Origin of the sequence: Sphingomonas sp. (genome assembly GCF_036388215.1) — a bacterium.
GTDB lineage: Bacteria > Pseudomonadota > Alphaproteobacteria > Sphingomonadales > Sphingomonadaceae > Sphingomonas.
The window spans coordinates 81,289-106,060 of record NZ_DASVSH010000005.1; the positions used below are offsets into that span (position 1 = coordinate 81,289).

Consider the following 24,772-nt stretch of genomic DNA (forward strand, 5'->3'; position numbering starts at 1 on the left):
CGTACGTGCGTACGCGAGGACGGCAACGCGGCGAATTGAACCGGGTCATTCAATCGGCGTTCAGCCCCTGTGCGGCACCCGGGAGCGCGACGCGCTTGAACGGGGCGGTGCGGGCAACTAGAGGGCTGTCCAAACGGTTTTCGTTCCCATGAGGAGAGTTTGATGACCTTCGTTTCCAGGCTGGCGATGGCCGCCGTGCTTACGCTGGGCGCCACTACGCTGGCCGCTGCACCCGCCGCCGCGCAAAAGAACGACAAGAAGGCGCAGCCCGCCGCGCCGCAGCTCAAGGTCAGCGAGGAATTCCGCAAGGCGGCTGCCGCTGCCGAGGTTTCCGTCAAGGCCAAGGACTGGGCAAATGTGGAGCCGAATCTCGCCGCCGCCGAGGCAGTGGCCAAGAACGACGACGAGAAATATTTCGCCGCGTTCCTGCGCCTCCAGACCGAGCTGGGCCGCAACAATGAGGAGGGCCAGCTCAAGGCGCTGAGCGCTCTCATCGCCAATCCGAAGACTCCGCCCGAGGCTTTGAAGATCTACAATCCGGCGTTCAACTACATGCTCGGCGTTCGCGCTTCGAAGACCAACAAGAATGCCGAAGTCATCCAATATATGCTGAAGGCGCGCGAATATGGCTCGAAGGAGCCGGATGTCGCGGTGCTGCTGGCCAATGCCTATTCCGCTACGGGAAGGCCTGCCGATGCGATTGCCGAAGTCGAGCGGGCGATCGAAATGAGCCAGACCGCCGGCCGCAAGCCGCCGGAGAGCTGGTATCAGTTCGTGATCCCCAAGGTTAACGCCACCGGCGACCGCGCCGCGATGGCTAGCTGGCTGTCGCGCTTCATCGTCGAATATCCGACGATCAAGAACTGGCATTGGGCGATCCAGGTGTTCCGCAGCACCGCGCCCGCCGGTGCGAACGTCAAGTCCGAGCGGATCGACTTGTATCGCCTGATGCGCGCGACCAACGCCCTTCCCAATCGCAGCGATTACGCGGACTATGCCTATGCGACCCAGCAGGGCGGGCTTGGGCGCGAGGCGATCTCGGTGATCGACGAGGGCCGCAAGGTGGGCAAGATCCCAGCCGCGGACGCCGATATCGCGAGGATATACGCGGCGGCACAGACCCAGGTGAAGAACGAGGGTTCGCTGGATGGACTCGCCAAGCAGGCCGCGGCCGCAAAGGACGGCAAGACCGCGGCGCAGACCGGCGACGCTTTTCTTGCTTCGGGCAACAACGCCCGCGCCGTCGAGCTCTATGACCTTGCACTCACCAAGGGCGGGGTGAATGCGGACGAAGTGAATCTCCATCGCGGCATCGCGTTCCAGCGCCAGGGGCAGAAGGATCTGGCTCGCGCGGCATTCGGCGCGGTCAAGCCGGGGCCGTTGGCCAACCTCTCCACGCTGTATCAGACTTCGCTGGACTTGCCGCCGCTCAGCTAAACCGCGCGGCCGGCATATCGAAAAGGGAAAGGGCGGTCTGATGGGGCCGCCCTTTTTTCGTCAGGTCACGGGCACGCCGGGCAGCGACTTGGAAGTGCGGATCGTCAGCGAGGTTTTCACATGCTCGACATTGGGCGCAGTGGTGAGCTTGGTGGTCAGGATGCGTTGGAAGCTCTGGAGGTCGGGCGCGACGATCTTGAGGATGAAGTCGATCTCGCCATTGAGCATGTGGCACTCGCGCACTTCGGGAATTTCGGCGACGAGTTCCTGGAATGCCAGAAGGTCGCTTTCGGCCTGGCTCTTAAGGCTCACCATCGCGAACACTGTCAAATTATAGCCGAGCGCCACTGCATCGAGCGCGGCATGATAGCCGCTGATCGCCCCCGATTGCTCGAGCGCCCGGACTCGGCGAAGGCAGGGTGGGGCGGTGAGCCCGACCCGCTCGGCCAGATCGACATTCGTCATCCGGCCGTTATCCTGGAGCAACGCGAGAATCCGCAGGTCGATATCGTCGAAGCGCATTACGATCCCTTTGGGTATGGATTCGTTTCCGATTGATGCGCTTAGGCATAATATTATTACGCCGCAACGCAATCGTCCCACATTGCTACGTATCAAAATCGACTGTTCCCGGTGCGCGTCCCAGCGGTTAAGGAATCGTTACGGCGCGCGTTCCAGCGCCAGTAAAGGGCGGCTGTGTTGCGCTTCGACGATACTCTGGAGACCGTGCTGGCCGCCGACCTGGGCTCGCCCCAGGCAGCCCAATCGGCATGGCGCCAGCTCGTGGATCTGATCGGCCGCCGGCGCGCTCCCGCCGATGCGCGCGCAATGAGCGTGTTGCGGTCGATCCGCGCGCATGTGCCCGTGGCGGTGCGTGTGTCGAGCGCGCGCGCGCTCGAGTTCGCGGACCCGCCCGCGCCTCTGGTGCGCCTGTTCGCGATGGACGAACTCAGCATCGCATTGCCCGTGCTGCGCCACGCCCGGATGAATTCGGCGGAGTGGATACAGCTCCTTCCCGAACTCGCGCCCGCCGGCCGCGCCGTGCTGCGCAATCGCCGTGACCTGGGCCCGATCGTCAAGCGCGCGCTCGAAGCATTCGGGCCGATCGATTTCGTGCTTCCCGACGAAACAGCGAAGGAAGCGGCGGAAGCCTTGCCCGAGCCCGTCGCCGAATCGCCGCCGACTGAAGCGGTGGAATCAACGGGCATGGAGGCTCCCGCCGAAGCCTTGCCCGAGCCGGAGCCCGAAATCGCCGAAGCATCATTGGCGGGGCACGAGCCGAGCACCGAAGCCCAGCCGGAAGCGTCCCTCGAAACCGTGGACGCGCCCGAATTGCCCACCGCGGCCGAGATCGAACCGCTCAAAGATGCGGACGCCGAGTTGCCGCGGATCGAACCAGAACCCCAAATCACATATTGGGCCTCAACTCCCGGCATCGTGCGAAGCGTGGTGCCTGACCTGCCGGAAGAAGAGGAAGCAGAGGAAGCACCCGTGGCCGTCGCTCCCGAAGCAATTCAGGCGATCGAGCCCCCCGTCGCGAATATCGAAGTCGAAGATTTCTCGTTCGTGGCGTTGGCCGGAATGGCCGCGTCGCTGCCGGTTTCGGAGGCGCGCGCGGCTGGCCAGAGCGAAGTTGCTTCCGCGCCGGTCCAAAGCGGGACAGTCGAGTCAATCGCTTCCGCCGAAGTGATTGCGCCGACTGACCGGGAGCTTCAGGGTCCGCATATGGACCAGGGGCATCTGTCTGTCGTCGAGCCTTCAGGCGATGCGCTTGGCGTCCTTGCGCAGGGCGGCGGAGGCATCCCCGCGGCCGACGGCGGCACGTTTGAGATCGCCGAAGTCGTCGCGCGGATCGACGCCTTCTGGCGCCATCGGGAAGAAGCGGGTCCGCCCGATTTCACCCTGCCGCCCGCCGACCATTTCCGCTTCGAAACCGATTCGAAGGGAGTGTTCCGCTGGGTGGACGGGGTCAGCCGCGCGGCCCTGGTCGGCCTGTCGCTGGATGCGCAATCCGGGGCGAGCGCGCCGGAGGCGTCGCGCATCGATGGCGTGGCCGCGGGAGCGTTCCGCCGTCGGGCCGGTTTCTCCAATGCGCGCCTTGCGGTCGAAGGTGAATCGGATGCCGCCGGGGATTGGCTGATCTCCGCTATCCCCGTATTCGATCCGGCGAATGGCCGCTTCACCGGCTATCGCGGCACTGCGCGGCGGCCGCGCGCCGACGAGCGCGCCGAGCCGGCACGCCTGCCCATGCCTCCAATTCCCGCGGATTCGCTCCGCCAGCTCGTCCACGAGTTGCGCACACCGACCAATGCCATCGCGGGCTTTGCCGAAATGATCGAGAGCCAGATATTGGGTCCCGTAAGCGACCCCTATCGCGAGCGGGCAGGCACGATCCGCGCCCAGGCCCGCGAACTGCTCGGCGCGATCGACGATCTCGACCTCGCCGCCCGGATCGACAGCGCCGCCTTGGCGCTGGTGCCAGGCCGGGTCGCGCTTCGCCCGATACTCTCGGGCATCGCCGATGATCTCGCGCCGCTTGCCGAGCTGCGCGGCGCGGTCCTCGCGCTGCCGGTGGACGACCTTGCCGTCACCGGCGATCGCCGCGCCGTCGAGCGGCTGCTCGCGCGGCTGCTCGCCACGCTGGTTTCCGCCAGCGGGCCCGGCGAGCGCATCGGAGTCAACATGTCGCAAGCCGCCGACAACATGGTGGCCGTCGCGATCGACCGGCCCAGGGCGCTTGCCGATTATCCCGGAGACTCGGTGCTCGGCATCGATGACGAGCATGAGGACCCGACCTTGCTGGGCACGGGATTTGCCCTCCGCCTGGCGCGCAACCTCGCCCGCGAACTGGGCGGGGCGCTGGTGATCGAGCCGGAAAGCTTGACTTTGTGCCTCCCGGCCTCCGAAAACGCATCCGTGGGTCAGGCGCATTTGAACTGAAGTGACGGGAGATGCTCCCAATCAGACGGGGTGCTATCGCCCCGCCGCGCCCGCTGCGGAGGCGCGCGTCCAATGGCCCGCCGATTTCGGGACTCGCTTCACGATCTTCGTGGATACCGAAGAGGAATTCGACTGGGCCAAGCCATTCGATCGCGCGTCGCGGGGCACGAGTCATATGGCCGCGATGCCCGATGCCCATGCGCGATTCGCTGCGCATGGCGTGCCGCTCACGTATCTGATCGATCACCCTATCGTGACTTCCCCCGAGGCAGTCGGCATACTTCGCCACCTGCTGGAGGACGGTCGCTCGGCGATCGGCACGCAGCTGCATCCATGGGTGAACCCGCCCTTCGATGAGGAAGTGAGCAGCTTCAACAGCTTCACTGGTAATCTCCCGCTCGAATTGCAGGAGGCGAAGCTGGTGTCCTTGACCGAAGCGATCGCGGAGGCTTTTGGCGCCAAGCCATTGGTCTACCGCGCCGGCCGCTATGGCATCGGCCTGGCCACGATCGATCTGCTCGCCCGCCACGGCTATCGCGCCGACAGTTCGATGCGCTCGGCTTATGATTATTCACGCGAATCCGGTCCGGACTTTTCGGCCATTCCCAATCACGCTTTCCGGATCGGGGGAATGCTCGAATTGCCCCTGACCACGATATTCACCGGCTGGGGCCGGCGGGGCGGGGCGGCCCTACATCGCTCGCTTGCTCGCGTGCCCAAGGGGCTGGGCGCCGCTTCGCGCCTGGGCATCCTCTCGCGCGTGGCGCTCACGCCCGAAGACATGCCGATCGCAGAGGCAAAGGAGGCAGTGCGCATCGCAATGGGGGAGGGGCTGAGGTTGCTCAATTTCAGCTTTCATTCGCCCTCGGTCGAGCCCGGGCACACCCCCTATGTGCGCGATGCCGCCGATCTGGCCGCATTCTATCGCTGGTGGGGCGATATTCTGGCGCTGCTGCAGCAACTCGGCGCGCGGCCCGCATCGCTCGCCCAGATCATCGCGGCTGCGGACGCTTGCGGGCCTGCCCCGGCATCCGCTAGGGCGTCGGTCGCTGGGGGCCTGTAGCTCAACTGGTTAGAGCTGCCCGCTCATAACGGGTAGGTTGCGGGTTCAAGTCCTGCCGGGCCCACCAGCGCCGCGCCGCCCTATGCGACAGTGAAGCTGTCGCGCGGGTTCAGGCGCGGCCGGCCGGCGGCGCTAAAGCGCCGACCGACGAAGCCGCGGCTTTGCCGCGGCCGCCCCTTGTGCAACCTGAAGTTACAGCCTAACCGCCACCTCGCGTCGGGGAGTGGCGCAGTCCGGTAGCGCGCCTGCTTTGGGAGCAGGATGTCGCAGGTTCGAATCCTGTCTCCCCGACCATTCAATCCGTATCCGCCTCCGCGGCGATTCGCGCCGGCCGCTCGTCGGGCGCCCCGTCCAGAGCCCGCTTCAGCATGTCGCGATCGACTGCCCCTTCCCAGCGGGCGATCACCACGGTGGCTACGGCGTTGCCGAGAAAATTGGTCAGGCTGCGGCATTCGCTCATGAAGCGATCGACTCCCAGGATCAGCGCCATCCCGGCCACCGGAACGCTCGGCACGATCGCCAAAGTCGCCGCAAGCGTGATGAAGCCGGCCCCGGTAACGCCCGCCGCACCCTTCGAACTGAGCATCGCCACGCCCAGCAACGCGATCTGGTCACCGATCGAGAGCTCGACGCCGGTCGCCTGGGCGATGAAGAGCGCCGCCAGCGTCATGTAGATATTGGTGCCGTCCAGGTTGAACGAATATCCCGTGGGTACGACCAGGCCGACCACTTGCTTGTCGCACCCGGCGCGCTCCATCTTGTCGATCAGCGCGGGAAGGGCCGCTTCCGAAGACGAGGTGCCCAGAACGAGCAGCAATTCGGCCTTGAGGTAGCGCACCAGCTTGAAGATCGAGAACCCCGCCGCCCAGGCGACGCCGCCCAGGATCACGAAGACGAACAGCAGCGAAGTCAGGTAGAAACTGGCGACCAGCGCTCCCAGGCTGCGCAACGCCTCCACGCCATAGGCCCCGATCGTGAAGGCCATCGCCCCGAATGCGCCGATCGGCGCGGCGCGCATCACGATTGCGACGAGGCGGAACACCACGGTGCCGACGCGCTCCAGCAGATCGGTCACGGGCCGCGCGGGCTCGCCTGCCAGCGCGAGCGAAACGCCGAACAGCACCGAGACGAGCAGGACCTGTAGGATCGAGCCTTCGGTAAAGGCGGAGAACAGCGTGGTGGGGATGATCGACAGCAGGAATTGCACGATCCCCGCATCGTGCGCTTTCTCCTCATATCCATGGATTTTCGAGGCATCGAGCGTGGCGGGATCGATATGCATGCCCGCCCCGGGCTGCACGACATGCGCGACGATCAGCCCCAGGATGAGCGCAAGCGTCGAGAAGAACAGGAAATAGGCGAATGCCTTGGCAGCGACGCGCCCCGTTGATCCCAGCCCGCCCGAGCCCGCAATGCCAGTGACCACGGTGAGGAAGATCACCGGGGCGATGATCATCTTGACCAGCGCGATAAAGGCGTCGCTGAGCGGTTTGAGCGCCGCACCCGTGGCGGGCCACAGGGCCCCCACCGCGATGCCCGCCGCGATCGCGATCAGCACCTGGACGTAAAGCTGGCCTATCCAGCGCTTGGGCGGGCCTGCGCCCGCAAATTCGGTGGAGATAGCCCCCATCTGTCACGCTCCCTTTGCGGGCGAGCATAAAGCAGGGCGGGGCGGCCCCCAATCAGAAAAGGGCGCCCCCTTGCGGGAGCGCCCTGATATGTTCTTCAGCTCCGGACCCTAGGGCCCGGAGAAGGGATCAATGCGCGTTGGCCGAAGCGGCGTCCGCCTTGTTCTCTTCCATGTCGGCCTTGTTCTCGAGAACGGCTTCGGCAGCACCATTCGAGGTGTTGTCGGCAGCAGCTTCATAGGCAGTTGCGTTCGCTTCGTGCGACTCGGCAACGTTCTCGGCAGTGGTGTTGGTGGTGGCGGGGTTGCAGGCAGCCAGCGAGGCCAGGCCAGCGGCGGCAGCAACGATAAGGATCTTCTTCATGCGGGTCGCTCCAATGGAACTTAAACATAACGCGCCTGGCCCGATTGCCCGGCGCGAAATGCTGCAATAGCGCACATTCCGCCGGCGTCAATCTCATTTTCGACTAAATGAGGGCAGTTCGTCGCATTTATGCCGTAATCGTGCCATAATCAGGCACGCATCTGCGTTATTCACTAAGGCGCGGGCGTAACGATCGGCCCGATCTCCTCTGCCGCATTTGCCACAATTGCCAGCATGGTGGCCCATGCCGCGACGTTCTGGCGGAGCTGCGCGGGGTCGATCTTGTCCAGCGTGTCGTCGGGCGTGTGGTGCAAGTCGAAATAGCGCGTGCCGTTCTGCTGCAGGTCGATCCCGGCCGATCCCGCCGCGATCACCGCCGCAACGTCGGCCCCGCCACCTGCCGGCTCGCGTCCCCGTGAAATTCCGAGAGGGGCCAGAGCCGCGACCAGGCGATCCTCCATGGGCTTCGCGCTGGCGGGCAATTTGTAATCCACCCGCCAGACGCGATCCGCGCCGAAATCGGATTCGGCGGCCAAGGCGTGGCGCTCGTTCTTATGCGCCGCGAAATAGGCTGCGCCACCGAACACGCCGGGCTCCTCCGCGCCTGCCCATAGAATGCGGATCGTGCGGCGCGGCTGGCCGACATCCATCACGCGCTTGGCCGCGGCGGCGACGATCCCGCATCCGGCTCCATCGTCGATCGCGCCGGTGCCCAGGTCCCAGCTATCCAGATGGCACGCGATCAGCACGATGCCGGCCGCGGGATCGCTGCCGGGCACTTCGGCGATGACGTTGCCCGATTCGCCCTGGCCCTTGAATTCAGGCGTGATGCGCAGCCTCATCGTCACAGGCCCGCGCTTGAGCAGCCGTTCGAGCTGCTCGGCATCAGGCAGCGAGAGCGCGGCGGCCGGGATCGGCTTCTGGTCCTTGGCCCAATTGGTGCCGCCCGTATGCGGGTTGCGGTGATAATCGGTGCCGATCGAGCGGATCAGGATCGCGGCGGCGCCCTTTGTGGCCGCGATGCTCGGCCCCTGGCGCCGCGCCGCGCCCGACGGGCCATATTGCGAGCCGTCCTGCGTCGGCGTCATAGAATGGCTGACAAAGGCGATCTGGCCCTTCAGGCTCCCCTCCGGCGCGGCCTGCAGGTCCGCGAAGGTCGGGAAATAGACGATTTCGCCTTCCACTCCCTTTGCCCCGGTCGAACCCGAATTGCCCAGCGCCGCGATCGTCAGCTTCTGGGCGGAGCCGCCCAGCACTTCGGCCTTCTCCTCGCCGCGCACCCAGACGGGCATGTTGAACGGCTCGACGCGGACATTGCTGAATCCAAGGGCCGTCAGTTTCTTCACGCTCCAGTCTCGCGCGCGTGCTTCCGCTTCCGTAGCCGCAAGACGCTGGCCGATCTCGGTGGTAAGGCCCTCGGTGATTTCCCAGGCGAGATCGTCCTTGAGCGCCGCGTCGCGCAGCGCAGCCACATCGGGGGCCGTCTGGGCGAATGCGGGGAGGGGAAGGGCGAGCGCGGCGGCAGCCGCGAGGAGGATACGCTTGTGCATGGCATAGCTGCTAGACGTGGGCGGGGCGTTTGCCAATCCGAACCCTCATCGCTACATGCCCGCCAAAGCTTCCAACCCCCGATATTTCCCGAACGGAGTCCCCCGTGTCCGCCCAATATGCCTATGTCATGAAGGACATGACCAAGACCTTCCCCGGCGCGCCCAAGCCGGTGCTGAGCAACATAAACCTGCAATTCTATCAGGGCGCCAAGATCGGCATCGTCGGGCCCAATGGCGCCGGCAAATCGACGCTGATGAAGATCATGGCGGGCGTGGACAAGGATTTCACCGGCGAGGCATGGCCCGGCGAATATATCACGGTCGGCTATCTGGAGCAGGAGCCCCAGCTCGATCCCACCAAGAACGTGCTGGAAAACGTCAAGCAGGGCGCGCGCGAGACCGCCGACCTGGTCGATCGCTTCAATGCGATCTCGGCCGAAATGGGCGATCCCAAGGACGACACCGATTTCGACGCGCTGATGGAGGAAATGGGCGATCTCCAGGCCAAGATCGACGCCGTCGATGGCTGGACGCTCGACAACCAGCTCGAAGTCGCGATGGAGGCGCTGCGCTGTCCGCCGGGGGACTGGCAAGTCGAGAACCTGTCGGGCGGCGAAAAGCGCCGCATCGCGCTAACCCGGCTGCTGATCCAGAAGCCGTCGATCCTGCTGCTCGACGAGCCCACCAACCATCTCGACGCCGAGAGCGTCGAGTGGCTCGAAAATCACCTCAAGGAATATGCCGGCGCGGTGCTGATGATCACCCATGACCGCTATTTCCTCGATAATGTCGTCGGCTGGATCCTCGAAATCGATCGCGGCAAATATTTCCCGTACGAGGGCAATTACTCGACCTATCTCGAGAAGAAATCCAAGCGCCTAGAGCAGGAGGAGCGCGAGGAATCGGGACGCCAGACCGCGATCAAGAACGAGCTCGAATGGATCCGCCAGGGCGCCAAAGCGCGCCAGACCAAGTCAAAGGCGCGTATCGCCAAGTTCGACCAGCTTGTCGAAACGCAAAAGAACCGCAAGCCGAGCGGCGGGCAGATTGTTATCCAGGTGCCTGAGCGCCTTGGTGGCAAGGTGATCGAAGTCGAGAACATCTCCAAGGCCTATGGCGACAAGCTGTTGTTCGAGAATCTCAGCTTCACGCTGCCTGCCGGCGGCATCGTGGGCGTGATCGGCCCTAACGGCGCGGGTAAGTCGACGCTGTTCAAGATGATCACCGGCCAGGAAACGCCAGATACCGGCACGATCGAAATGGGATCGACCGTGCGCCTGGGCTATGTCGATCAGAGCCGCGACCATCTCGACCCCAAGAAGAACGTCTGGGAGGAAATTTCCGACGGGCTCGATTACATGAAGGTCAACGGCCACGACGCCTCGACCCGCGCCTATGTCGGCGCGTTCAACTTCAAGGGCTCGGACCAGCAGAAGAATGTCGGCAAGCTATCGGGCGGCGAGCGCAACCGCGTGAACATCGCCAAGATGCTGAAAAAGGGCGGCAACGTCCTGCTGCTCGACGAACCGACCAACGATCTGGACGTCGAGACGCTTGGCGCGCTTGAGGAAGCCATCGAGAATTTCGCGGGCTGCGCCGTGGTCATCAGCCACGACCGCTTCTTCCTCGATCGGCTGGCGACGCACATCCTCGCGTTCGAAGGCAACAGCCATGTCGAGTGGTTCGAGGGCAATTTCGAAAGCTACGAAGAGGACAAGCGCCGCCGGCTTGGCGACGCCGCGGATCGGCCTACGGCGCTTTCTTACAAAAAGCTGACTCGGTAGCCGTTGGAGCCGCAGCCTCCTTGCGCAAGGAGGCGATTTGCCGCAGCCTGCGGACGTGGTCGAGCGAGCATTGGTTCTGGGGGCGACAGGCGAACTTGGTGAAGCCGTGTGCCGATCACTGTCCGCAGCCGGAACCAGAGTGGTGGCAGCGGGCCGGCGCGCCGATCGGCTCCAGTCGCTGGAAGCGGCGGGGCTTGTCGCCGAGCATTTCATGGCCGATCTGGCCCAGCCTCAAGCGATCCTCGATGCTCTGGAGTCGCAGCATTTCGACCTTCTCGTGCTCTGCACGGGCGCGACCGAGTTCGGCCCTTTCTGCGAACGTCCCTGGGATTCGATCGAGCGCGAGATGAGCGCCGATCCGGTGGGGGCCGCGCACGTGCTGCATGCCGCCGCCCGTGCGATGGTTCGCCGGGGTTCGGGCAGGATCATCGTCATCGGATCCACGGCCCAATATCGTCCAGCCCCGAGGCTTGCGGTGTACGCGGCGGGCAAGGCTTTTTTGACGTCCATGGCACAGAGCCTTGCGCTCGAACTGCGGGGCACTGGAGTTTCGATTACCTGTTGTATTGCAGGCCCTTTCGGCTCAACCTTTGCAAATGGGGCAAGGATTCCGCGCAAGGCCGGGGCAGGAACAGCTAAGCGTGTCGCGGCTGCGGCACTGGCTGGAAGCGCCAACGGGAGGGCCGTGGTATATGCGGGGTTGGGAGCGAGAATGCGGGCGATGGCCTATTCCGGAACACCGAATTGGTTGCTGTCCCGCATGATTCCTCCTGGAAAACGTCCTTCGTGACCAGGAGGGCGGAGCTCTTCGACGTCAGCTTCGCCATCGGCTCCGGGGCCGAAATCCTCGGCATGATGTCTCACCGTTTCGCGGACGATGCGCCCGCGCCCCGCGTCGTGATCCACTGCCATGTCCACGCGCTGAGACTATCGCGCATCCACTCCGAGGTGGCGGATGCCTTCCGTTCGCCGGACGCGGTCGTGCTTTTTGAGGGAATCGCCCTGAAATTGTCGGCGATGCTGTTGGGTTTTGGAATCTGGCCTGATTTGAACGGCACCGATCTGGTCCCCCGGCTATTGCGGATGGACCACGGCCGCCCGTTGCGGATCGCTTTGATCGGCGGCCGCGCGGGCGTCGCCGAACGGGCGTCCCGGCAACTCCCCGGAAACTGGTCCGCCTGTGCGATCGTGGACGGGTTCGATGGACTGGCCGATGAAGATGCCCTGCTGGAGCGGTTGTTACTACTTGCGCCGGACCTGATCCTGCTCGGGCTGGGGACGCCGCGGCAGGAAACGACGGCAGTGCGCTGGGCCGCCAGGCTTCCCGATTCTGTGATTTGGTGCGTCGGCGGACTGTTCGACATCATCTCCGGCGACATGCCGCGTGCGCCTGCATGGCTCCGGCGCCTCCGCCTCGAATGGCTTTGGCGATTCCTCGTAAACCCGAAGGAGCATTGGCCGCGGCTCGCGCTTGGCGCTCCCTGGCTCGCCCGGGAATTGCTGCGCGCCCGATACAGGCTTGCATTTCGTTCATCCAAGAAAGGACGCCTCGATGAAGACGCCATCAATCCTGGAGCCATCGGCGCTGGAATCGGTGATCGCCCCCGACGTAGCGGATCGGACGCGGGCGCCTCATTTCCTGGGCCCGGAAGAGCAGCGGCTGTCGCTTCGGACTTCGATCTATGCCGGTGCGACCGAACTTGCGGCCAAGCTGCTCCGCACTCCGCAATATTTGATCCTGTTCGTCAGCGACCAGTGCTGGATGAAATGTGCGCATTGCTGGTTCAACGAGGATTGGAAGGAGGAAAAGCTAACCCGACCCGCGTTGACCTTTGACGAATATGAAAAGCTTGCCAAGTCCATGCCTGCGATCGCCTTCCTTTCGATTACTGGCGGCGAGGCGTTCCAGCGGCCGGATATCGCCGAATTGTGCACGATGTTCCGAAAGACCACGCGCCTCGGTCGATACCAGATTCCCACTTCCGGATTCCGGACGGCGAAGATCGTGCGAGACGCCGAGGCGATGCTGGTCGCCAATCCGCAAACGCCGTTTCGGGTAGATGTGTCGCTCGATGGCGTCGGCGAGGTTCATGACGGGGTGCGTCGCATCAAGGGCGGGTTCGAGCGAGCGGTCGAGACGATCAAGGCGCTGAATCGCCTCAAGGAGCGCTATGGTCATTTCGATGTTGGCGTTATCACCACCATTTCGCGCACGAACCAGCATGCCATACGGGAGACCGCGGACCTGGTGGAGAGCATCCACCCAGGCGAATGGATGATTAATATTGCGCGCGGAGACGGCCGCGACGAGCACGCAGTGGAAGTTGACGCCGAGGCTTATCGCCTGGCGCATCACCTGATCGACGAGCGGAGGAAGCGCGGCGGATTTCGAGTCCATAGCGGGCACTGGTCTGCAAAGTGGCTATCGGCGAAGAACGCCGCCCGCCGCGACATCATCTATGAGATTATCCGCGGTGAGCGGAACGGCGGCGGCTGCACGGCCGGGTCGCTGGCCGGTGTCATCTATTCCGATGGCGGCGTGAATGCGTGCGAAATGCTCGACCGGCCGTTCGGCAATCTGCGGGATTTCGACTTCGACCTCGTCAAGCTCTGGCAATCCGAGCAGGCAAAGGCGACCCGACGCTTCATCCAGGCATCCCGCTGCCAGTGCACGCAGGAGTGTTTCCTGTCGATGAGCATGCTGATGTCTCCCGATGCCTGGACCAAGATGGCGGGTCACCGGCTGAAGCTCAACGGTTGATGCGGCTGTACGCTACTCAGCTTTGGACCAGCATATCGCCATAGTGGGTTAGTGCGCTGAAGCGGAACGGCGTCTCCATCGTGGTGGAACCTTGACGGGTTGATTCACTGGCTCAGACCTTTCGTCTAGCGAACCCGACGGGCCTATCATAGGCGTCTGCTAGCGAAAGCATGCGGGGCGGGACTGGTCTGGTCCGACCCCGCCTGACGCCCCCGGGGAAAGCACCCTCACTTCCGCTCCCCGCCTGCTCGTGTACAAAAGCGGACATGCCCCAGATCGAATATCAGCGGTGGGCCGGGCCGGTCGCCGACGCGGCAGATCCATTGCTCGCGCTCTGCCAGGCTGCGTTCGGCACGTTCGACTCGGCCTATCTGCTCGATCGGCTGCCGCGTATCACGAGTCCCGACCTCTGGCTGGCGGTAGAGGGCGGCGAGTGGGCCGGCTTCAAGCTCGGCTATCGCCGCGGCGACGCGCTGTTCTACTCGTGGCTGGGCGGTGTCCATCCGCGAGTGCAGGGGCAGGGCGTGGCCTCGGCCCTCATGCAGCGCCAGCACGCGCACGCGGCCTCGGCCGGTTACCGCTTCATCGAAACCCGCACTCGCGCCGCCAATAACCCGATGATCCTGCTCAACCTGCGCCACGGCTTCCACGTTGCGGGGTTCGAAGTCGATGGGCGGGGGATTGCGATCGTCACGCAGCGCAAGACGCTGCAAAGTGCATTAGACCAGTAAAACACGCTGGACGGCGGCGTCGGCGCGGCTAGACTGGTGCAATGCTACTTCTCGCACTGGCGGCACAGGCCGCACTACCCGCCATCGACGGCGCCCGGCTCCAGCCCGGCATCGTCTGCTATGCAATCGCCCGCGGCGAAACCGTGATGGGCGCGACGCTCCAGACCGTGAAGGCGACGACCGTCGATGGCGCGCCGGCTTGGGACATTGTCATCCACCAGCGGGTCGGAGACAAGTTCGACCTGCGCGATCATTTCGTGCTGCGGCAAAGGGATCTCGCCCCGATTGCGTTCGACAGCCGCAAGTCGGGTGCCGAACATGTCCGCGTCGCTTATGGCCCCGGCAAGCTTATCACCACTCGCCCCGGCGCGGTGCCGGTGGAGACTGCGCTCGCGGGTCCCGTCTGGGAAGGCAATCTCTGGGGCCTCACCTTCGCCGCGCTCCCGCTGGCCGAGGGCGCGCATTTCGAACTGCCATTCTATCAATATGACAAGGGGCTCGGCACCTTCACTCTGGACGTGGTCGGCAGCGAAAAGGTGGCCGATCAGGACACTTGGGTCGTCGAGACGGGGGAGGGAGCGCGCAAGGTGCGCTATTTCATCGGCAAGACCAGTCGCGCGGAACTCGGCTATTCCGGCAGTGGCTTTTCGCAGCGCTTGGGCGGGGATTGCAGCGGCATCGCGCAGTGATCCGCGCGCTCGCTGCCGCCGCCGCGTTCGCCATAGCCACACCCGCAGCGGCGCAAATTCGCGATCCCCGCTTCATCTCGCTCACCGGCCTGTTCGATGCCGTGGCGCAATCGAGCGAGGGCATGCCCGACGCCGAGCGCGTCGCGCGCTTCGATGCCGTAATGGGCCGCGCGCTGCCCGATTTCTACAGGCAGCCCGCCGACCAGGCCGATGCCTTCGCCAGGCAAATCCTCGGCAACCTCAGGGCCTATCCGGAGCGCCGCGCGGCCATCCTCGCGGCGTCGGCCCGGATGGAGCAGGCTTATCGCAGTGCGGGTAGGCGCTTCCGCACCTTCTTCCCAGGTTATCGCGCCGATACTCCGGTCTATGTCCTGCATTCGCTGGGACGCATGGACGGCGGCACGCGCACGATCGGCGGCCGCACCGCGCTCATCTTCGGCGCCGATGTCATTGCGCGAATCCATGATGAGAAGTCGATCGGCCCATTCCTCGATCACGAGCTGTTCCACACCTATCACGATGATTACTTCGCCGAATGCGACACCGTCTGGTGCGGCCTGTGGACCGAGGGTCTGGCGACCTATGTCGCGCTTCGCCTCAATCCCGGGGCCGACGACCGCGCGCTGCTGCTGACCAGCCCGGCACCGATCCGCGCGCCTCTGGATGCGCGCTTCGCCGAAGCAGCGTGTTTTGCGCTTTCCAAAATGGATTCGGAGAAGCCCCAGGATATAGCGGGCTTCTTCCAGAGTAATTCGCCCTTTCCCGGCTGGCCCGCGCGCATGGGCTATTATCTTGGAATGCGCGTCGCCGAGCAGGTGGGCAAGGGCATGCCCCTGGACAAGCTCGCCAAGATGCCCGCCGCGCAGGTCCGCCCGCGAATCGAAGCGGCGCTGCGCGGTTTCGGAAAATGCTAGATCAGGGCTCGCCGCGCTGCGCGTCGATGCTCCACACGCCGCCGCCGGCCGCCGCAAGGTAGAGGAAGACGAAGCAATATAGCATCGCTGCTTCGCCGCCGTTCAGCGCCGGGTAAAGCCCCTTGGACGCATGCGCCATGAAATAGGCGACCGCCATCATGCCCGAGAGCACGAAAGCCACAGGCCGCGTGAACAGCCCGATCACGAGCAGCGCGCCTCCGACCAGCTCAAGCGTTCCCGCCGCCATCATCATGGGGTTCAGCGGGCCGCTCATCTGGGGCGGGGGCGGGGGGAAGTGGAAGAACTTCATCGTGCCATGGTGCAGGAAGCCGAGGCCAGCGACGATTCGCAGCACGCTCAGCAATCTGGACGACCAGCTTGCGGGAATTGGCATATCGGTTCCTCCATGCCGGCGCTCGATCGCGCCGTTTCGCACACGGAATATTTCATGCCGCGGGCGCGGTCAATCGGCGTGCGCGAAACGCCTGGTTGCCGATGTCAGGCAGTGAACCGCTTGGTGAACCCCTTGCCGGGCTTCTCGCCATCGGCGGGCACGACCTCGACATTGTCGACCCGCGCGAACTCGGGTCCCTCATGACAGGCGGCGGCGAAGCGCGCGACTGCGTCCTCCTCGCCGGAGGCGATCATTTCGACACGGCCGTCACTCAGATTGCGCACCCAGCCGATAATCCCTTCGGTGCGGGCGGTCCGCACCACCCAGTCGCGAAAGCCGACTGCCTGGACCCGGCCCGAGACATAGATACGCTTGATCGTCATTCGCTTCACACCTTTACTCGCGACTAGCCGTTAGCGCGTGCGGGGCAAGAGGGAATTCGCCCGCTCGCCGCGTCTCAGGGGTAGGTGAGCGCAATCACTTCATATTCGCGTTCGCCCGCCGGCAGCGCGACCCGGCGCAGGTCGCCGATCGCGGCGCCGCGCAGCGCCCGGGCGAAGGGCGAGCTCCATCCCACGCTGCCGGCGGCGGCATCGGCTTCGTCGTCGCCCACCAGCACCAGCGTGCGCTGATTGTCGTTCTCGTCCGCGATCGTCACCGTCACGCCGAAAAACACGCGCGCGCGATCCTCCTGCTGCGCGGGATCGACAACCTTGGCGGCCTTCATCCGACGCGAGAGCCAGCCGAGCCGCCTGTCGATCTCGCGAAGCCTCTTGCGGCCATAGATATAGTCGCCATTCTCGCTGCGATCCCCATTGCCGGCGGCCCAGGAAATGACTTCGACCAGCTTGGGCCGCTCGCCGCCCAGCAATGCGTCATACTCGGCCCTGAGCGCGGCATAGCCCGTGGGGGTGATGTAGTTCGGGCGGTCCATGGCGATCAGCCCGGCCGGTTCTTCCCAAGATACCAGCTCAAATTGGCCGGCCCCCGCGATCGCGCACGCTCCGGGTTGAGCAAGTCGTACACGACGGCGTTTTCCAGCACCCGCTGGACGTAATTCTTGGTCTCGAAGATCGGAATGCGCTCCACCCAGGTGATCACGTCCACGCTTCCCGAGCGCGGGTCGCCATTGGCCGCGAGCCATTTGTTCACATTGCCCGGCCCGGCATTGTACGCCGCCACCGCCAGCGGATAGCTGCCATACAGATTGAGCATCCGCTGGAAATAGGTCGAGCCGAGCTGGATATTGTAATCGGTATCGGTGGTGAGGGACTCGCGATTGTAGCTGAGGCCAAGCTTGCCCGCCGTTTCGCGCGCAGTGCCGGGCATCAGCTGCATCATGCCGCGCGCGCCGGCATGGCTCACCGCCGCGCGGTCGAATTGGCTTTCCTGGCGCACGATCGCATGGATGATCGTCCAGTAATCGCGCTGCGCCTCGGGCACGCGAACCGAGGGATAGCCCGCGGCGGTATAGTCCGAGAGGCCATTCTGCAGCGCGCTCCGCCCCACCATCACGCCAAGGTCCGGCCGGCCGATCGTGCGGCCGAGCTCGGCGGCGAGGATATGATCGGTGTCGGTGGTCGCATCATTCGCGATCTGACGCACGAACAGGCTCTGATCCTGGCGATTGCCCATCGTGCCCAGCAATTGTGCGGCGCGCACCGTCTCCTTGCGGAAGAAGGCCTCACGCACGGCGGGATCGGCCACGCGGCCGTTGAAATCGGGGGGGCGGCGCAGCGATTTGCCAGTGCGCTCGGCGGCAAGCTGGCCGTAATAGAGATCGGGGAACCCGGCAGCGCGCTGGTAATAGGTTTGGGCCGCCGGCTGGTCGCCCGCGGCTTCTGCCGCACGGCCGGCCCAATACAGGCCTTTTGACTGCGTCTGCGGCGTCTTCGATCCGCGCGAATAGCGCTCGAACATGCCCACCGCGTCGCGCGCACGGCCCAGCCGCTCCAGCGCCGTGGTGCCCGCCAGCCAGGTCAGGCTGGTATATTCGTCGCGCTCCCCATAGGGGCGGTCGCTGATGTCGGTGCCCGTGGGGTATGCGTCATCCACCTGGCTCGCGATCTGGAAGGCCAGGCTGTGCTGTCCGTCCGCCGCCGCGCCACGCGCCGCCAGCAGCAGCACTTCATACCAGGCCTCGACATCGCCGGGAAACGAGGCCAGCCGCCGCGGCTGCGCAAGATACGAGCGCATCGCGCCGCTTTGCCCGGTATCGCGCAGCCAGCGCGCGCGATCGGCGATATAGCCGGGGTCGGCGCGCCCCTGTTCCATCACCGCGGCGCCGCGCTCGGCGGCGGTGGGAGATTTGGTCCGATAGGCGATCCGCGCTTCGAACAATGCCCGCCTCGAAGGCGAGACATAGGAAAGCTGCCGCGTCGCTGCGGTAGTCGATCCGCGCCAGATCAGCATGTCCGCGCGCGCATCGTGATCGGAGGGAGCCAGCGCATAGAGGAAGCCGCTGCTCAGCTTCGTCTCATCGGTGGGGCGCAGCACGCCCGATCGCCATGCGCGCCGCGCCTGTTCCTCCGCCTCGCTGCGCTTGCCCGAAGCGGCAAGCGCCTCGGCATAGCGGAGCCGCCCCGCCGCGGTCAGCGGAGCGAACCGTTCGAAATAGCGTGTGACCAGCCCTGGCGCCCAGCTCCCGCTGTCCAGCACCGTCTCGGCCGCTGCCCTCCGGCTCGTCTCGCCGGGCCAGCCTGGATGCGCGAGCAGGAAATTGGCGTAATCCGAGAAGGGGTAATTATCGGATTGCTGAAGGCGCTTCCATTCGACCAGCACCTGGCCGATTTCGTTGGACTGCACATAGGCCGGGGCCAGCCGCGGCACGCCGCTCTCCAGCGCCTGGGCATACCATAGGGCCTGGGATCGGGTAAGCTGCGACGCGGCGGCCACGCCCGAAACCCCCGCAAGCAACAACGCACTCTTGAACACCGACGCCAGCATGCTGGACATGATACGCATGTCGCTCCTATCTGCCACCCCTGATTTCCCCGATTAAGGAAGATTCTGGGACCATGTTCTCCGGCTCGATTCCGGCGCTGGTTACGCCGTTCCGCAATGGCCGGTTCGCGGAGGAGGATTACCGCGCGCTGGTTGAATGGCAGATTGCTGAGGGCTCCTCAGCGCTCGTTCCGGTAGGCACCACCGGCGAGGCGGCGACGCTCAGCAAGGACGAGCATTTCGAAGTCGTCCGCGTCTGTTGCGATCAGGCGAAGGGCCGCGTGAAGATCCTTGCCGGCACCGGCTCCAACGACACCCAGGTCGCGATCGCCAACGTGAACGCCGCGGCGGATTCGGGCGCCGACGCAGTGCTGATGGTCCCGCCTTATTACAATCGCCCGAGCCAGGAAGGCATCTTCCGGCACTTCGAGGCGGTTGCGAACGCGACCACGCTGCCGATCGTGCTCTATAACGTCCCCGGCCGCACGGTGACCGACATCCACCCGGCGACCGTGGCGCGCATCGTGCGCGAGTTGCCGGGGCGTGTGGTCGGCATCAAGGACGCCACCGGCCAGCTACAGCGCGTCACCGAGCACCGCCTGGGCTGCGGCGCCGGCTTCGCCCAGCTCTCGGGCAATGACGAGACTGCGCTCGCATTCAATGCGATGGGCGGTGTCGGGTGCATCTCGGTCACTGCCAATGTTGCGCCCCGCCTTTGTGCCGATTTCCAGGCAGCCTGGGCGGCGGGCGACAATGCGAAGGCGCTCGAACTGCATGACCGGCTCTTCCCGCTCCACATCGCGATGTTCACCGATGCTTCGCCGGGCCCGGTGAAATACGCCCTGGGCAAGGTCCGCCCCGGCTTCCCGAACGAACTCCGCCTGCCGATGACCGAACCGGACGAGGCCAGCCAGGCCGCGGTCGATGCGGCACTGGTGAGCGCGCGTTTGATCTGATCATTATTGTGGAGGGTACGCGCAGCCCCTCTCGGCCTCGGCAGCGTTTTCAGCAATCACATCCAGATCACGGACGCACCGAAAAAGTACGAACTCCTCCCGCTGCCGCACGCCGCGATGCAACGGAACGATACCGTCTCGGATTTTTCCTGGGCGCTGTGCAGGGGTCCGCCGCGATTCCGGGCAAGTCGCTCGCCACCTCCCGAGGCCACTCAGGCGATCAAGAACGCCCTGACGCCGCTGCCGATCGGAAGCTGGAACTTCGCATCGTTGCGATAGTGCGCAGCTTTCGATAGCCTAGCTCGCGAAACGGGGGACAGGAAATGCGTAAACTGCTGGCGGGTGTTTTTGCCTTGGGCGCGATCGTGGCCTCGGCTCCGGCGGACGCGCAACGGTTCATTCCCGTGGCCTACGATATCGGCACCCAATCGGATTCGATATCGCTCGTCGATCTCGATCGTGTCGAGCGCAGCGGCGAGCTCGCCTCTGCGCTTTCCTTCATCGAATATGTCGAACTCTTCCGCATCCCCAGCGGCGTGAGGGTCAACAGGCAGTATGTCAGGATCCAGTTCGATTGCCGGACCAATCAGCTCCGCCGATTGCTCGTCCAGACCATGACCCAGACGGTCGCGGCCGCGGATTGGGCCGCCGCCAAGCCGGACGCGTTCCCGGCCGATTCCGTGCTGGCGATGGGTATGTGCCGCCGTCCTGGCGAACTCAAGGCGCCTTGGGCTTTGCTTAATTCGGAGTTCACGGCGGCGCCGGAGAAGCGGAGGGTTTTGTTCACTGGTGCGCAGAAATTTCCGTGGAATGGCATGACCGACGCAAAGCAGTCGTTCATGCGAATCCGCGCCCAGGAGATGTTCTATCGCGCAAATGAAGGGGCGAACTTGTGGCCCAGCAGCAAGCCCGTTCCCGGTTTCCCCACTCAGGGCTTCGCCTTCACGGCATTAACCTGGGCCTATGAAGATACTGGCACTGGCCCGGCGACATTCTCGGGCGGCTTTGTCGAGTTGCCCACGGTCGCCCAGACGGGCCCCAACCAGTATTTCTATTCGCTGACGACCATGGCGAGGCCCCGTTTCGTGATAGAGGGAATCGAGCCGGTGCATCACGACCTGGGAGTAGAGGTTCGCTGCGGGCCGAAGCCCGTACAGCGCATAAGCGGCATGGAGTTCTTCCACCCGTCCGGCTCGTTCGAATCGGTAGCCGTGCCGCTGGCATCGCTCAAATGGCAGGAGCAATTATTCTCTTTCTCCGCCGATCTCTGCACACGCCGCTTTAATAAGACCGCGAAACGCGTCGGGACGACGAAGGAGGCCGTAGCTGAACTACTGGCCGCATACAGGAAGAGCTGACCACGCCATAGATCGCCGCTGGCGCTTCCCCCGCTTCCTCCCTACATCGCCGCTTCCCATGGCCCGCCCGCGTCCCACGCCCTTCGAGAAAACCAAGATCGTCGCCGAGAACCGGCGCGCGCGGTATGAGTATTTCATCGAGACGGTCTATGAGGCCGGGCTCGCGCTCACCGGCACCGAAGTGAAATCCTTGCGTGGCGGGCAGGGCACGATCGCAGAGGCATATGCCGACATTCGCGACGAGCAGGTCTGGCTGATCAACGCCAACATCCCGGAATTCAGCCACGGCAACCGCTTCAATCACGAGCCGAAGCGCGCGCGTAAATTGCTCCTTCATGAGCGTGAAATAAACAAGCTCCATGGCGCGGTGGCGCGCGAAGGCATGACCCTCGTCCCCCTTTCCATCTATTTTAATGGAAAGGGCCGTGCGAAGGTCGAACTCGCGCTGGCCAAGGGCAAGAAGACGCACGACAAGCGCGACTCGATCAAGGAACGGGACTGGAAGCGTGAGCAGGGAAGGCTCCTCAGGGACCGTGGCTGAGCGTGGACTCGGGCCACGTTTCCGCGCCTGGGTTCGCCGCAATTGGCCGACGCGCGAGAGCTTCGAATCGAATCGCTGGCTCAAGCCCATCGCGCACCGGGTCCTCCATTCCTCCCTGTGGAGAATGACGCGGCGCTCGATCCCGCGTGGCGTGGCCCTGGGCATGTTCACCGGAATCATCATTCCGATGGGGCAGATCCCGGCCTGCGCGGTGCTGGCGCTGCCTCTGCGCGCAAACGTGCCCGCCGCGGCGCTCACGACCTTCTTCACCAATCCCTTTACCACGCCGTTCCTGCTCATCCTTTATTACAAGGTCGGCGCCTGGACGTTGCAGTTCACCAGCAAGGCCGCGCCTGAAGTGAAGACCGCCATGGTGGATAACGGTTGGCTGCATTGGCTCGCGGCCGATATCGGGCTGCCCACCGCGATCGGCATGGCCGAGTGTGCGGTGATCGGGGGCGTGCTTGGCTATTTCGTCGCTGCTTTGGGCTGGCGCCTGTGGATCGCCGGCAAGTGGCGGAGACGGAGCAAGGAAAGGGCGGGGCGGCTCGATTGACCGGCCCGGTCAACGGAGTAGGACGGCGCATCCAAATTCCTTGAGGAATCACTCCGATGCGTCTCTCACTCCTCGCCACTACCTTCCTCGCCGCGCCCGCATTGCTCGCCGGCTGCACGCAGACCCAATCCGCTCCGCCCGTTGCCGAATCGCAGCCGGTCGCAGAGGTAGCGCCGGCACCGGAGCCGGCGCGTCCCAAGCCCACCTATGGCGATTTCGGCTTCGACGAGACCGGCATGGATCGCAGCGTCACACCCGGTGACGATTTCTATGCCTATGCCAACGGCACCTGGGCGAAGAACACGCTGATCCCGGCCGACAAATCGAACTACGGGTCGTTCAATCTGCTCGCCGATCTGTCGCAGGAGCGCACACGCGGGATCATCGAAGACGCGAAGAACGATCCGAACTCGAAGATCGGCATCACCTATGCCGCCTATCTCGACACCGCGACGATCGAGGCCAAGGGTCTAGCGCCGATCCAGCCCTGGCTGAGCCAGATCAAGGGCCTCAAGTCCAGGGCGGGTTACGCCGCGCTCGCCGCCGCCGCCGACCGCAACGGCATCGGCGTGCCGATCGCGACGTTCGTGGGCCAGGACGACAAGGATCCCGAAGTCTATGCGATGAACATCTTCCAGGCGGGCCTGGGCATGCCCGATCGCGATTATTACCTCTCTGCCGATCCCAAGCTCGCGGAGACCAAGGCGGCTTATGAAAGGCACATCGCGAATGTCCTGACGCTCGCCGGCGAACCCAATGCCGCGGCGCGCGCCAGAGCGGTCGTCGCGTTCGAGACCGGCATCGCCAAGGTTCACTGGACCCAGACGGAGAGCCGGGACGCCAACAAGACCTATAACAAGATGACGATGGCACAGCTTGCCAAGAGCGCGCCCGGCTTCGATTTCCCCGCATATTTCCAGGGCGTCGGCGCCAGATCGATCGAATATGTACTGGTCGCGCAGCCCAGTGCGGTCAGCGGCATCGCCAGGGCGATCCAGGCCGCGCCGCTCGGCGTGCTCAAGGATCAGTTGCTGGTCAACAGCATCGACAGTTTCGCCGATGTGCTGCCCGCCGCCTTCGACAAGGAGCAGTTCGCTTTCTATGGCACTGCGCTATCCGGCACGCCCGAGCAGCAGCTTCGCTGGAAGCGCTCGGTGGATTTCACCACCGGCGTGCTGGCCGATGACATCGCCAGGATCTACGTCCAGCGCTATTTCCCGCCCGAAGCCAAAAAGGCGGCGGACGAGATGGTGGCGAACATCATCGCCGCGATGGGCCGCCGCATCGACGGGCTCGACTGGATGACGCCCGAGACCAAGATCAAGGCGCGCGAGAAGCTCGCGGCCTTCACCCCGCGGATCGGCTATCCCAGCCAGTGGCACGATTATTCGTCGATGCGGATGGTCGCGGGCGACGCGCTCGGCAACAACATCCGCGCCAATAACTGGAAGCATGACGACAATATCAGCAAGCTCGGCACGCCGATCCGCCGCTGGGAATGGGGCATGACGCCGATGACGGTGAATGCCCAGGCCAATCCCGGCCTCGTCGCGATCACCTTCCCCGCAGCGATCCTCCAGCCGCCCTTCTTCGATCCGAATGCCGATCCTGCGATCAACTATGGCGGCATGGGCGCGGTCATCGGCCACGAAATCAGCCACCATTTCGACGATCAGGGCGCCAATTACGACATGCACGGCCGCCTCACCGACTGGTGGACCCCTGCCGACGTCGCCGCCTTCAAGGTGCGCACCGATGCGCTCTCCGCGCAATATGACGCTTACGAGCCGCTCCCGGGCATGCACGTTAAGGGCGGGCTCACGCTGGGTGAGAACACCGCCGATCTGGCCGGGCTGACCGCCGCCTATGACGCATACCGCCAGATGCTGGGCGATCGGGCGGCGCCGACGATCAACGGCACCACGGGGGATCAGCGCTTCTATCTCGGCTGGGCGCAGGTCTGGCGGCGCAATTACCGCGAGGCAAATCTGCGCCAGCGGCTGCTCACCGATCCGCACAGCCCGAGCATCCAGCGCGCCTGGGTCGTCCGGAATCTGGACCCCTGGTACTCGGCCTATGCGCCCGCCCCGGGCTCGAAGCTGTACCTGCCTCCCGACAAGCGCGTGCGAATCTGGTAACTTCTTCTCCCTCTCTCCGCTTGCGG

23 protein-coding genes and 2 tRNA genes are annotated in these 24,772 nt (G+C 64.7%); 17 read left to right on the forward strand and 8 right to left on the reverse strand.

Translation table 11 applies throughout. From position 1 onward, the window contains the following. The first annotated feature begins 162 nt into the window (after positions 1-162). Positions 163-1,437 (forward strand): hypothetical protein, encoded by a 1,275-nt coding sequence (locus VF617_RS02385; RefSeq protein WP_331013257.1) that lies wholly within the window; start codon positions 163-165, stop codon positions 1,435-1,437. A gap of 60 nt (positions 1,438-1,497) precedes the next feature. Here VF617_RS02385 and VF617_RS02390 read toward each other — a convergent pair whose 3' ends face one another. Then, on the reverse strand, positions 1,498-1,959 hold the full coding sequence (locus VF617_RS02390; protein WP_331013258.1) for an Lrp/AsnC family transcriptional regulator: 462 nt from the start codon (positions 1,957-1,959) through the stop codon (positions 1,498-1,500). Positions 1,960-2,136: 177 nt separating this feature from the next. Between VF617_RS02390 and VF617_RS02395 the strand changes: the two genes are divergently transcribed. The 4 genes from VF617_RS02395 (at position 2,137) to VF617_RS02410 (ending at position 5,734) form a co-directional block, all read left to right on the forward strand. Continuing rightward, positions 2,137-4,377, forward strand: coding sequence for a sensor histidine kinase (locus VF617_RS02395; protein ID WP_331013259.1), 2,241 nt, complete (start codon positions 2,137-2,139; stop codon positions 4,375-4,377). 1 nt (position 4,378) lies between these two features. After that, positions 4,379-5,440, forward strand: a complete 1,062-nt coding sequence (locus VF617_RS02400; protein WP_331013260.1) for a polysaccharide deacetylase family protein — start codon at positions 4,379-4,381, stop codon at positions 5,438-5,440. After that, a tRNA-Ile gene (locus VF617_RS02405) sits at positions 5,431-5,507 on the forward strand. The genes VF617_RS02400 and VF617_RS02405 overlap by 10 nt, the downstream gene beginning before the upstream one ends. Positions 5,508-5,657: 150 nt before the next feature. Beyond that, positions 5,658-5,734 (forward strand) — tRNA-Pro (locus VF617_RS02410). Between the two features lies 1 nt (position 5,735). Here the strand turns inward: VF617_RS02410 and VF617_RS02415 are convergent. The 3 genes from VF617_RS02415 to VF617_RS02425 form a co-directional block, all read right to left on the reverse strand. Next, on the reverse strand, positions 5,736-7,070 hold the full coding sequence (locus tag VF617_RS02415) for a dicarboxylate/amino acid:cation symporter (RefSeq protein WP_331013261.1): 1,335 nt from the start codon (positions 7,068-7,070) through the stop codon (positions 5,736-5,738). 127 nt (positions 7,071-7,197) lie between these two features. Then, positions 7,198-7,431 carry a hypothetical protein gene (locus VF617_RS02420; RefSeq protein ID WP_331013262.1) on the reverse strand — a complete coding sequence of 78 codons (234 nt, stop codon included), beginning with the start codon at positions 7,429-7,431 and terminating at the stop codon, positions 7,198-7,200. 173 nt (positions 7,432-7,604) lie between these two features. Continuing rightward, positions 7,605-8,981 carry a M28 family peptidase gene (locus VF617_RS02425; RefSeq protein ID WP_331013263.1) on the reverse strand — a complete coding sequence of 459 codons (1,377 nt, stop codon included), beginning with the start codon at positions 8,979-8,981 and terminating at the stop codon, positions 7,605-7,607. 104 nt (positions 8,982-9,085) lie between these two features. On the opposite strand from VF617_RS02425, the gene ettA reads away from it, so the two are divergent. From ettA to VF617_RS02460, 7 genes are all read left to right on the forward strand, one after another. Next, positions 9,086-10,765: an energy-dependent translational throttle protein EttA gene (gene ettA / locus VF617_RS02430; RefSeq protein ID WP_331013264.1), complete on the forward strand. Its 1,680-nt coding sequence runs from the start codon at positions 9,086-9,088 to the stop codon at positions 10,763-10,765. A gap of 55 nt (positions 10,766-10,820) precedes the next feature. After that, positions 10,821-11,555, forward strand: coding sequence for an SDR family NAD(P)-dependent oxidoreductase (locus VF617_RS02435; protein ID WP_331013322.1), 735 nt, complete (start codon positions 10,821-10,823; stop codon positions 11,553-11,555). Further along, positions 11,510-12,601, forward strand: coding sequence for a WecB/TagA/CpsF family glycosyltransferase (locus tag VF617_RS02440; protein WP_331013265.1), 1,092 nt, complete (start codon positions 11,510-11,512; stop codon positions 12,599-12,601). The genes VF617_RS02435 and VF617_RS02440 overlap by 46 nt, the downstream gene beginning before the upstream one ends. Next, positions 12,528-13,526: a radical SAM protein gene (locus VF617_RS02445; RefSeq protein WP_331013266.1), complete on the forward strand. Its 999-nt coding sequence runs from the start codon at positions 12,528-12,530 to the stop codon at positions 13,524-13,526. The genes VF617_RS02440 and VF617_RS02445 overlap by 74 nt, the downstream gene beginning before the upstream one ends. A 266-nt stretch (positions 13,527-13,792) precedes the next feature. After that, positions 13,793-14,257 carry a GNAT family N-acetyltransferase gene (locus tag VF617_RS02450; RefSeq protein WP_331013267.1) on the forward strand — a complete coding sequence of 155 codons (465 nt, stop codon included), beginning with the start codon at positions 13,793-13,795 and terminating at the stop codon, positions 14,255-14,257. Between the two features lie 41 nt (positions 14,258-14,298). Further along, the gene (locus VF617_RS02455) at positions 14,299-14,946 is read left to right on the forward strand and encodes a hypothetical protein (RefSeq protein WP_331013268.1); all 648 of its coding nucleotides are present in this window, start codon (positions 14,299-14,301) and stop codon (positions 14,944-14,946) included. Continuing rightward, positions 14,925-15,860, forward strand: a complete 936-nt coding sequence (locus tag VF617_RS02460) for a hypothetical protein (RefSeq protein ID WP_331013269.1) — start codon at positions 14,925-14,927, stop codon at positions 15,858-15,860. The genes VF617_RS02455 and VF617_RS02460 overlap by 22 nt, the downstream gene beginning before the upstream one ends. A 1-nt stretch (position 15,861) precedes the next feature. Here VF617_RS02460 and VF617_RS02465 read toward each other — a convergent pair whose 3' ends face one another. The 4 genes from VF617_RS02465 to VF617_RS02480 all read right to left on the reverse strand — a co-directional run bounded on the left by VF617_RS02465 (position 15,862) and on the right by VF617_RS02480 (position 19,200). Next, positions 15,862-16,254, reverse strand: coding sequence for a DoxX family protein (locus tag VF617_RS02465; RefSeq protein ID WP_331013270.1), 393 nt, complete (start codon positions 16,252-16,254; stop codon positions 15,862-15,864). 104 nt (positions 16,255-16,358) lie between these two features. Beyond that, positions 16,359-16,637, reverse strand: coding sequence for an acylphosphatase (locus VF617_RS02470; protein WP_331013271.1), 279 nt, complete (start codon positions 16,635-16,637; stop codon positions 16,359-16,361). A gap of 74 nt (positions 16,638-16,711) precedes the next feature. Next, a complete protein-coding gene (locus VF617_RS02475) occupies positions 16,712-17,188 on the reverse strand; it encodes a GreA/GreB family elongation factor (RefSeq protein WP_331013272.1) in 477 nt (158 codons plus the stop codon). Between the two features lie 5 nt (positions 17,189-17,193). Next, on the reverse strand, positions 17,194-19,200 hold the full coding sequence (locus tag VF617_RS02480) for a lytic transglycosylase domain-containing protein (protein ID WP_331013323.1): 2,007 nt from the start codon (positions 19,198-19,200) through the stop codon (positions 17,194-17,196). 71 nt (positions 19,201-19,271) lie between these two features. Between VF617_RS02480 and dapA the strand changes: the two genes are divergently transcribed. The 5 genes from dapA to VF617_RS02505 all read left to right on the forward strand — a co-directional run bounded on the left by dapA (position 19,272) and on the right by VF617_RS02505 (position 24,746). Then, a complete protein-coding gene (gene dapA, locus VF617_RS02485; protein WP_331013273.1) occupies positions 19,272-20,153 on the forward strand; it encodes a 4-hydroxy-tetrahydrodipicolinate synthase in 882 nt (293 codons plus the stop codon). Between the two features lie 323 nt (positions 20,154-20,476). Then, positions 20,477-21,511: a hypothetical protein gene (locus VF617_RS02490; protein WP_331013274.1), complete on the forward strand. Its 1,035-nt coding sequence runs from the start codon at positions 20,477-20,479 to the stop codon at positions 21,509-21,511. A gap of 58 nt (positions 21,512-21,569) precedes the next feature. Further along, entirely contained in the window at positions 21,570-22,052 is a 483-nt protein-coding gene (smpB, locus tag VF617_RS02495; RefSeq protein ID WP_331013275.1) for an SsrA-binding protein SmpB, read from the forward strand. Further along, positions 22,045-22,608, forward strand: a complete 564-nt coding sequence (locus VF617_RS02500) for a DUF2062 domain-containing protein (protein WP_331013276.1) — start codon at positions 22,045-22,047, stop codon at positions 22,606-22,608. The genes smpB and VF617_RS02500 overlap by 8 nt, the downstream gene beginning before the upstream one ends. A gap of 56 nt (positions 22,609-22,664) precedes the next feature. After that, positions 22,665-24,746, forward strand: a complete 2,082-nt coding sequence (locus tag VF617_RS02505) for a M13 family metallopeptidase (protein ID WP_331013277.1) — start codon at positions 22,665-22,667, stop codon at positions 24,744-24,746. Positions 24,747-24,772: the final 26 nt, after the last annotated feature.

What these genes read in the sequence shown, in the direction of transcription:
- VF617_RS02465 (WP_331013270.1), bottom strand. Translation starts at nt 16,254, where the DNA reads ATGCCAATTCCCGCAAGCTGGTCGTCCAGATTGCTGAGCGTGCTGCGA.
- VF617_RS02450 (WP_331013267.1), top strand. Translation starts at nt 13,793, where the DNA reads ATGCCCCAGATCGAATATCAGCGGTGGGCCGGGCCGGTCGCCGACGCG.
- VF617_RS02455 (WP_331013268.1), top strand. Translation starts at nt 14,299, where the DNA reads ATGCTACTTCTCGCACTGGCGGCACAGGCCGCACTACCCGCCATCGAC.
- VF617_RS02390 (WP_331013258.1), bottom strand. Translation starts at nt 1,959, where the DNA reads ATGCGCTTCGACGATATCGACCTGCGGATTCTCGCGTTGCTCCAGGAT.
- VF617_RS02420 (WP_331013262.1), bottom strand. Translation starts at nt 7,431, where the DNA reads ATGAAGAAGATCCTTATCGTTGCTGCCGCCGCTGGCCTGGCCTCGCTG.
- VF617_RS02425 (WP_331013263.1), bottom strand. Translation starts at nt 8,981, where the DNA reads ATGCACAAGCGTATCCTCCTCGCGGCTGCCGCCGCGCTCGCCCTTCCC.
- smpB (WP_331013275.1), top strand. Translation starts at nt 21,570, where the DNA reads ATGGCCCGCCCGCGTCCCACGCCCTTCGAGAAAACCAAGATCGTCGCC.
- VF617_RS02385 (WP_331013257.1), top strand. Translation starts at nt 163, where the DNA reads ATGACCTTCGTTTCCAGGCTGGCGATGGCCGCCGTGCTTACGCTGGGC.
- VF617_RS02475 (WP_331013272.1), bottom strand. Translation starts at nt 17,188, where the DNA reads ATGGACCGCCCGAACTACATCACCCCCACGGGCTATGCCGCGCTCAGG.
- VF617_RS02415 (WP_331013261.1), bottom strand. Translation starts at nt 7,070, where the DNA reads ATGGGGGCTATCTCCACCGAATTTGCGGGCGCAGGCCCGCCCAAGCGC.
- VF617_RS02480 (WP_331013323.1), bottom strand. Translation starts at nt 19,200, where the DNA reads ATGCTGGCGTCGGTGTTCAAGAGTGCGTTGTTGCTTGCGGGGGTTTCG.
- VF617_RS02445 (WP_331013266.1), top strand. Translation starts at nt 12,528, where the DNA reads ATGAAATGTGCGCATTGCTGGTTCAACGAGGATTGGAAGGAGGAAAAG.
- VF617_RS02505 (WP_331013277.1), top strand. Translation starts at nt 22,665, where the DNA reads ATGCGTCTCTCACTCCTCGCCACTACCTTCCTCGCCGCGCCCGCATTG.
- dapA (WP_331013273.1), top strand. Translation starts at nt 19,272, where the DNA reads ATGTTCTCCGGCTCGATTCCGGCGCTGGTTACGCCGTTCCGCAATGGC.
- VF617_RS02470 (WP_331013271.1), bottom strand. Translation starts at nt 16,637, where the DNA reads ATGACGATCAAGCGTATCTATGTCTCGGGCCGGGTCCAGGCAGTCGGC.
- VF617_RS02490 (WP_331013274.1), top strand. Translation starts at nt 20,477, where the DNA reads ATGCGTAAACTGCTGGCGGGTGTTTTTGCCTTGGGCGCGATCGTGGCC.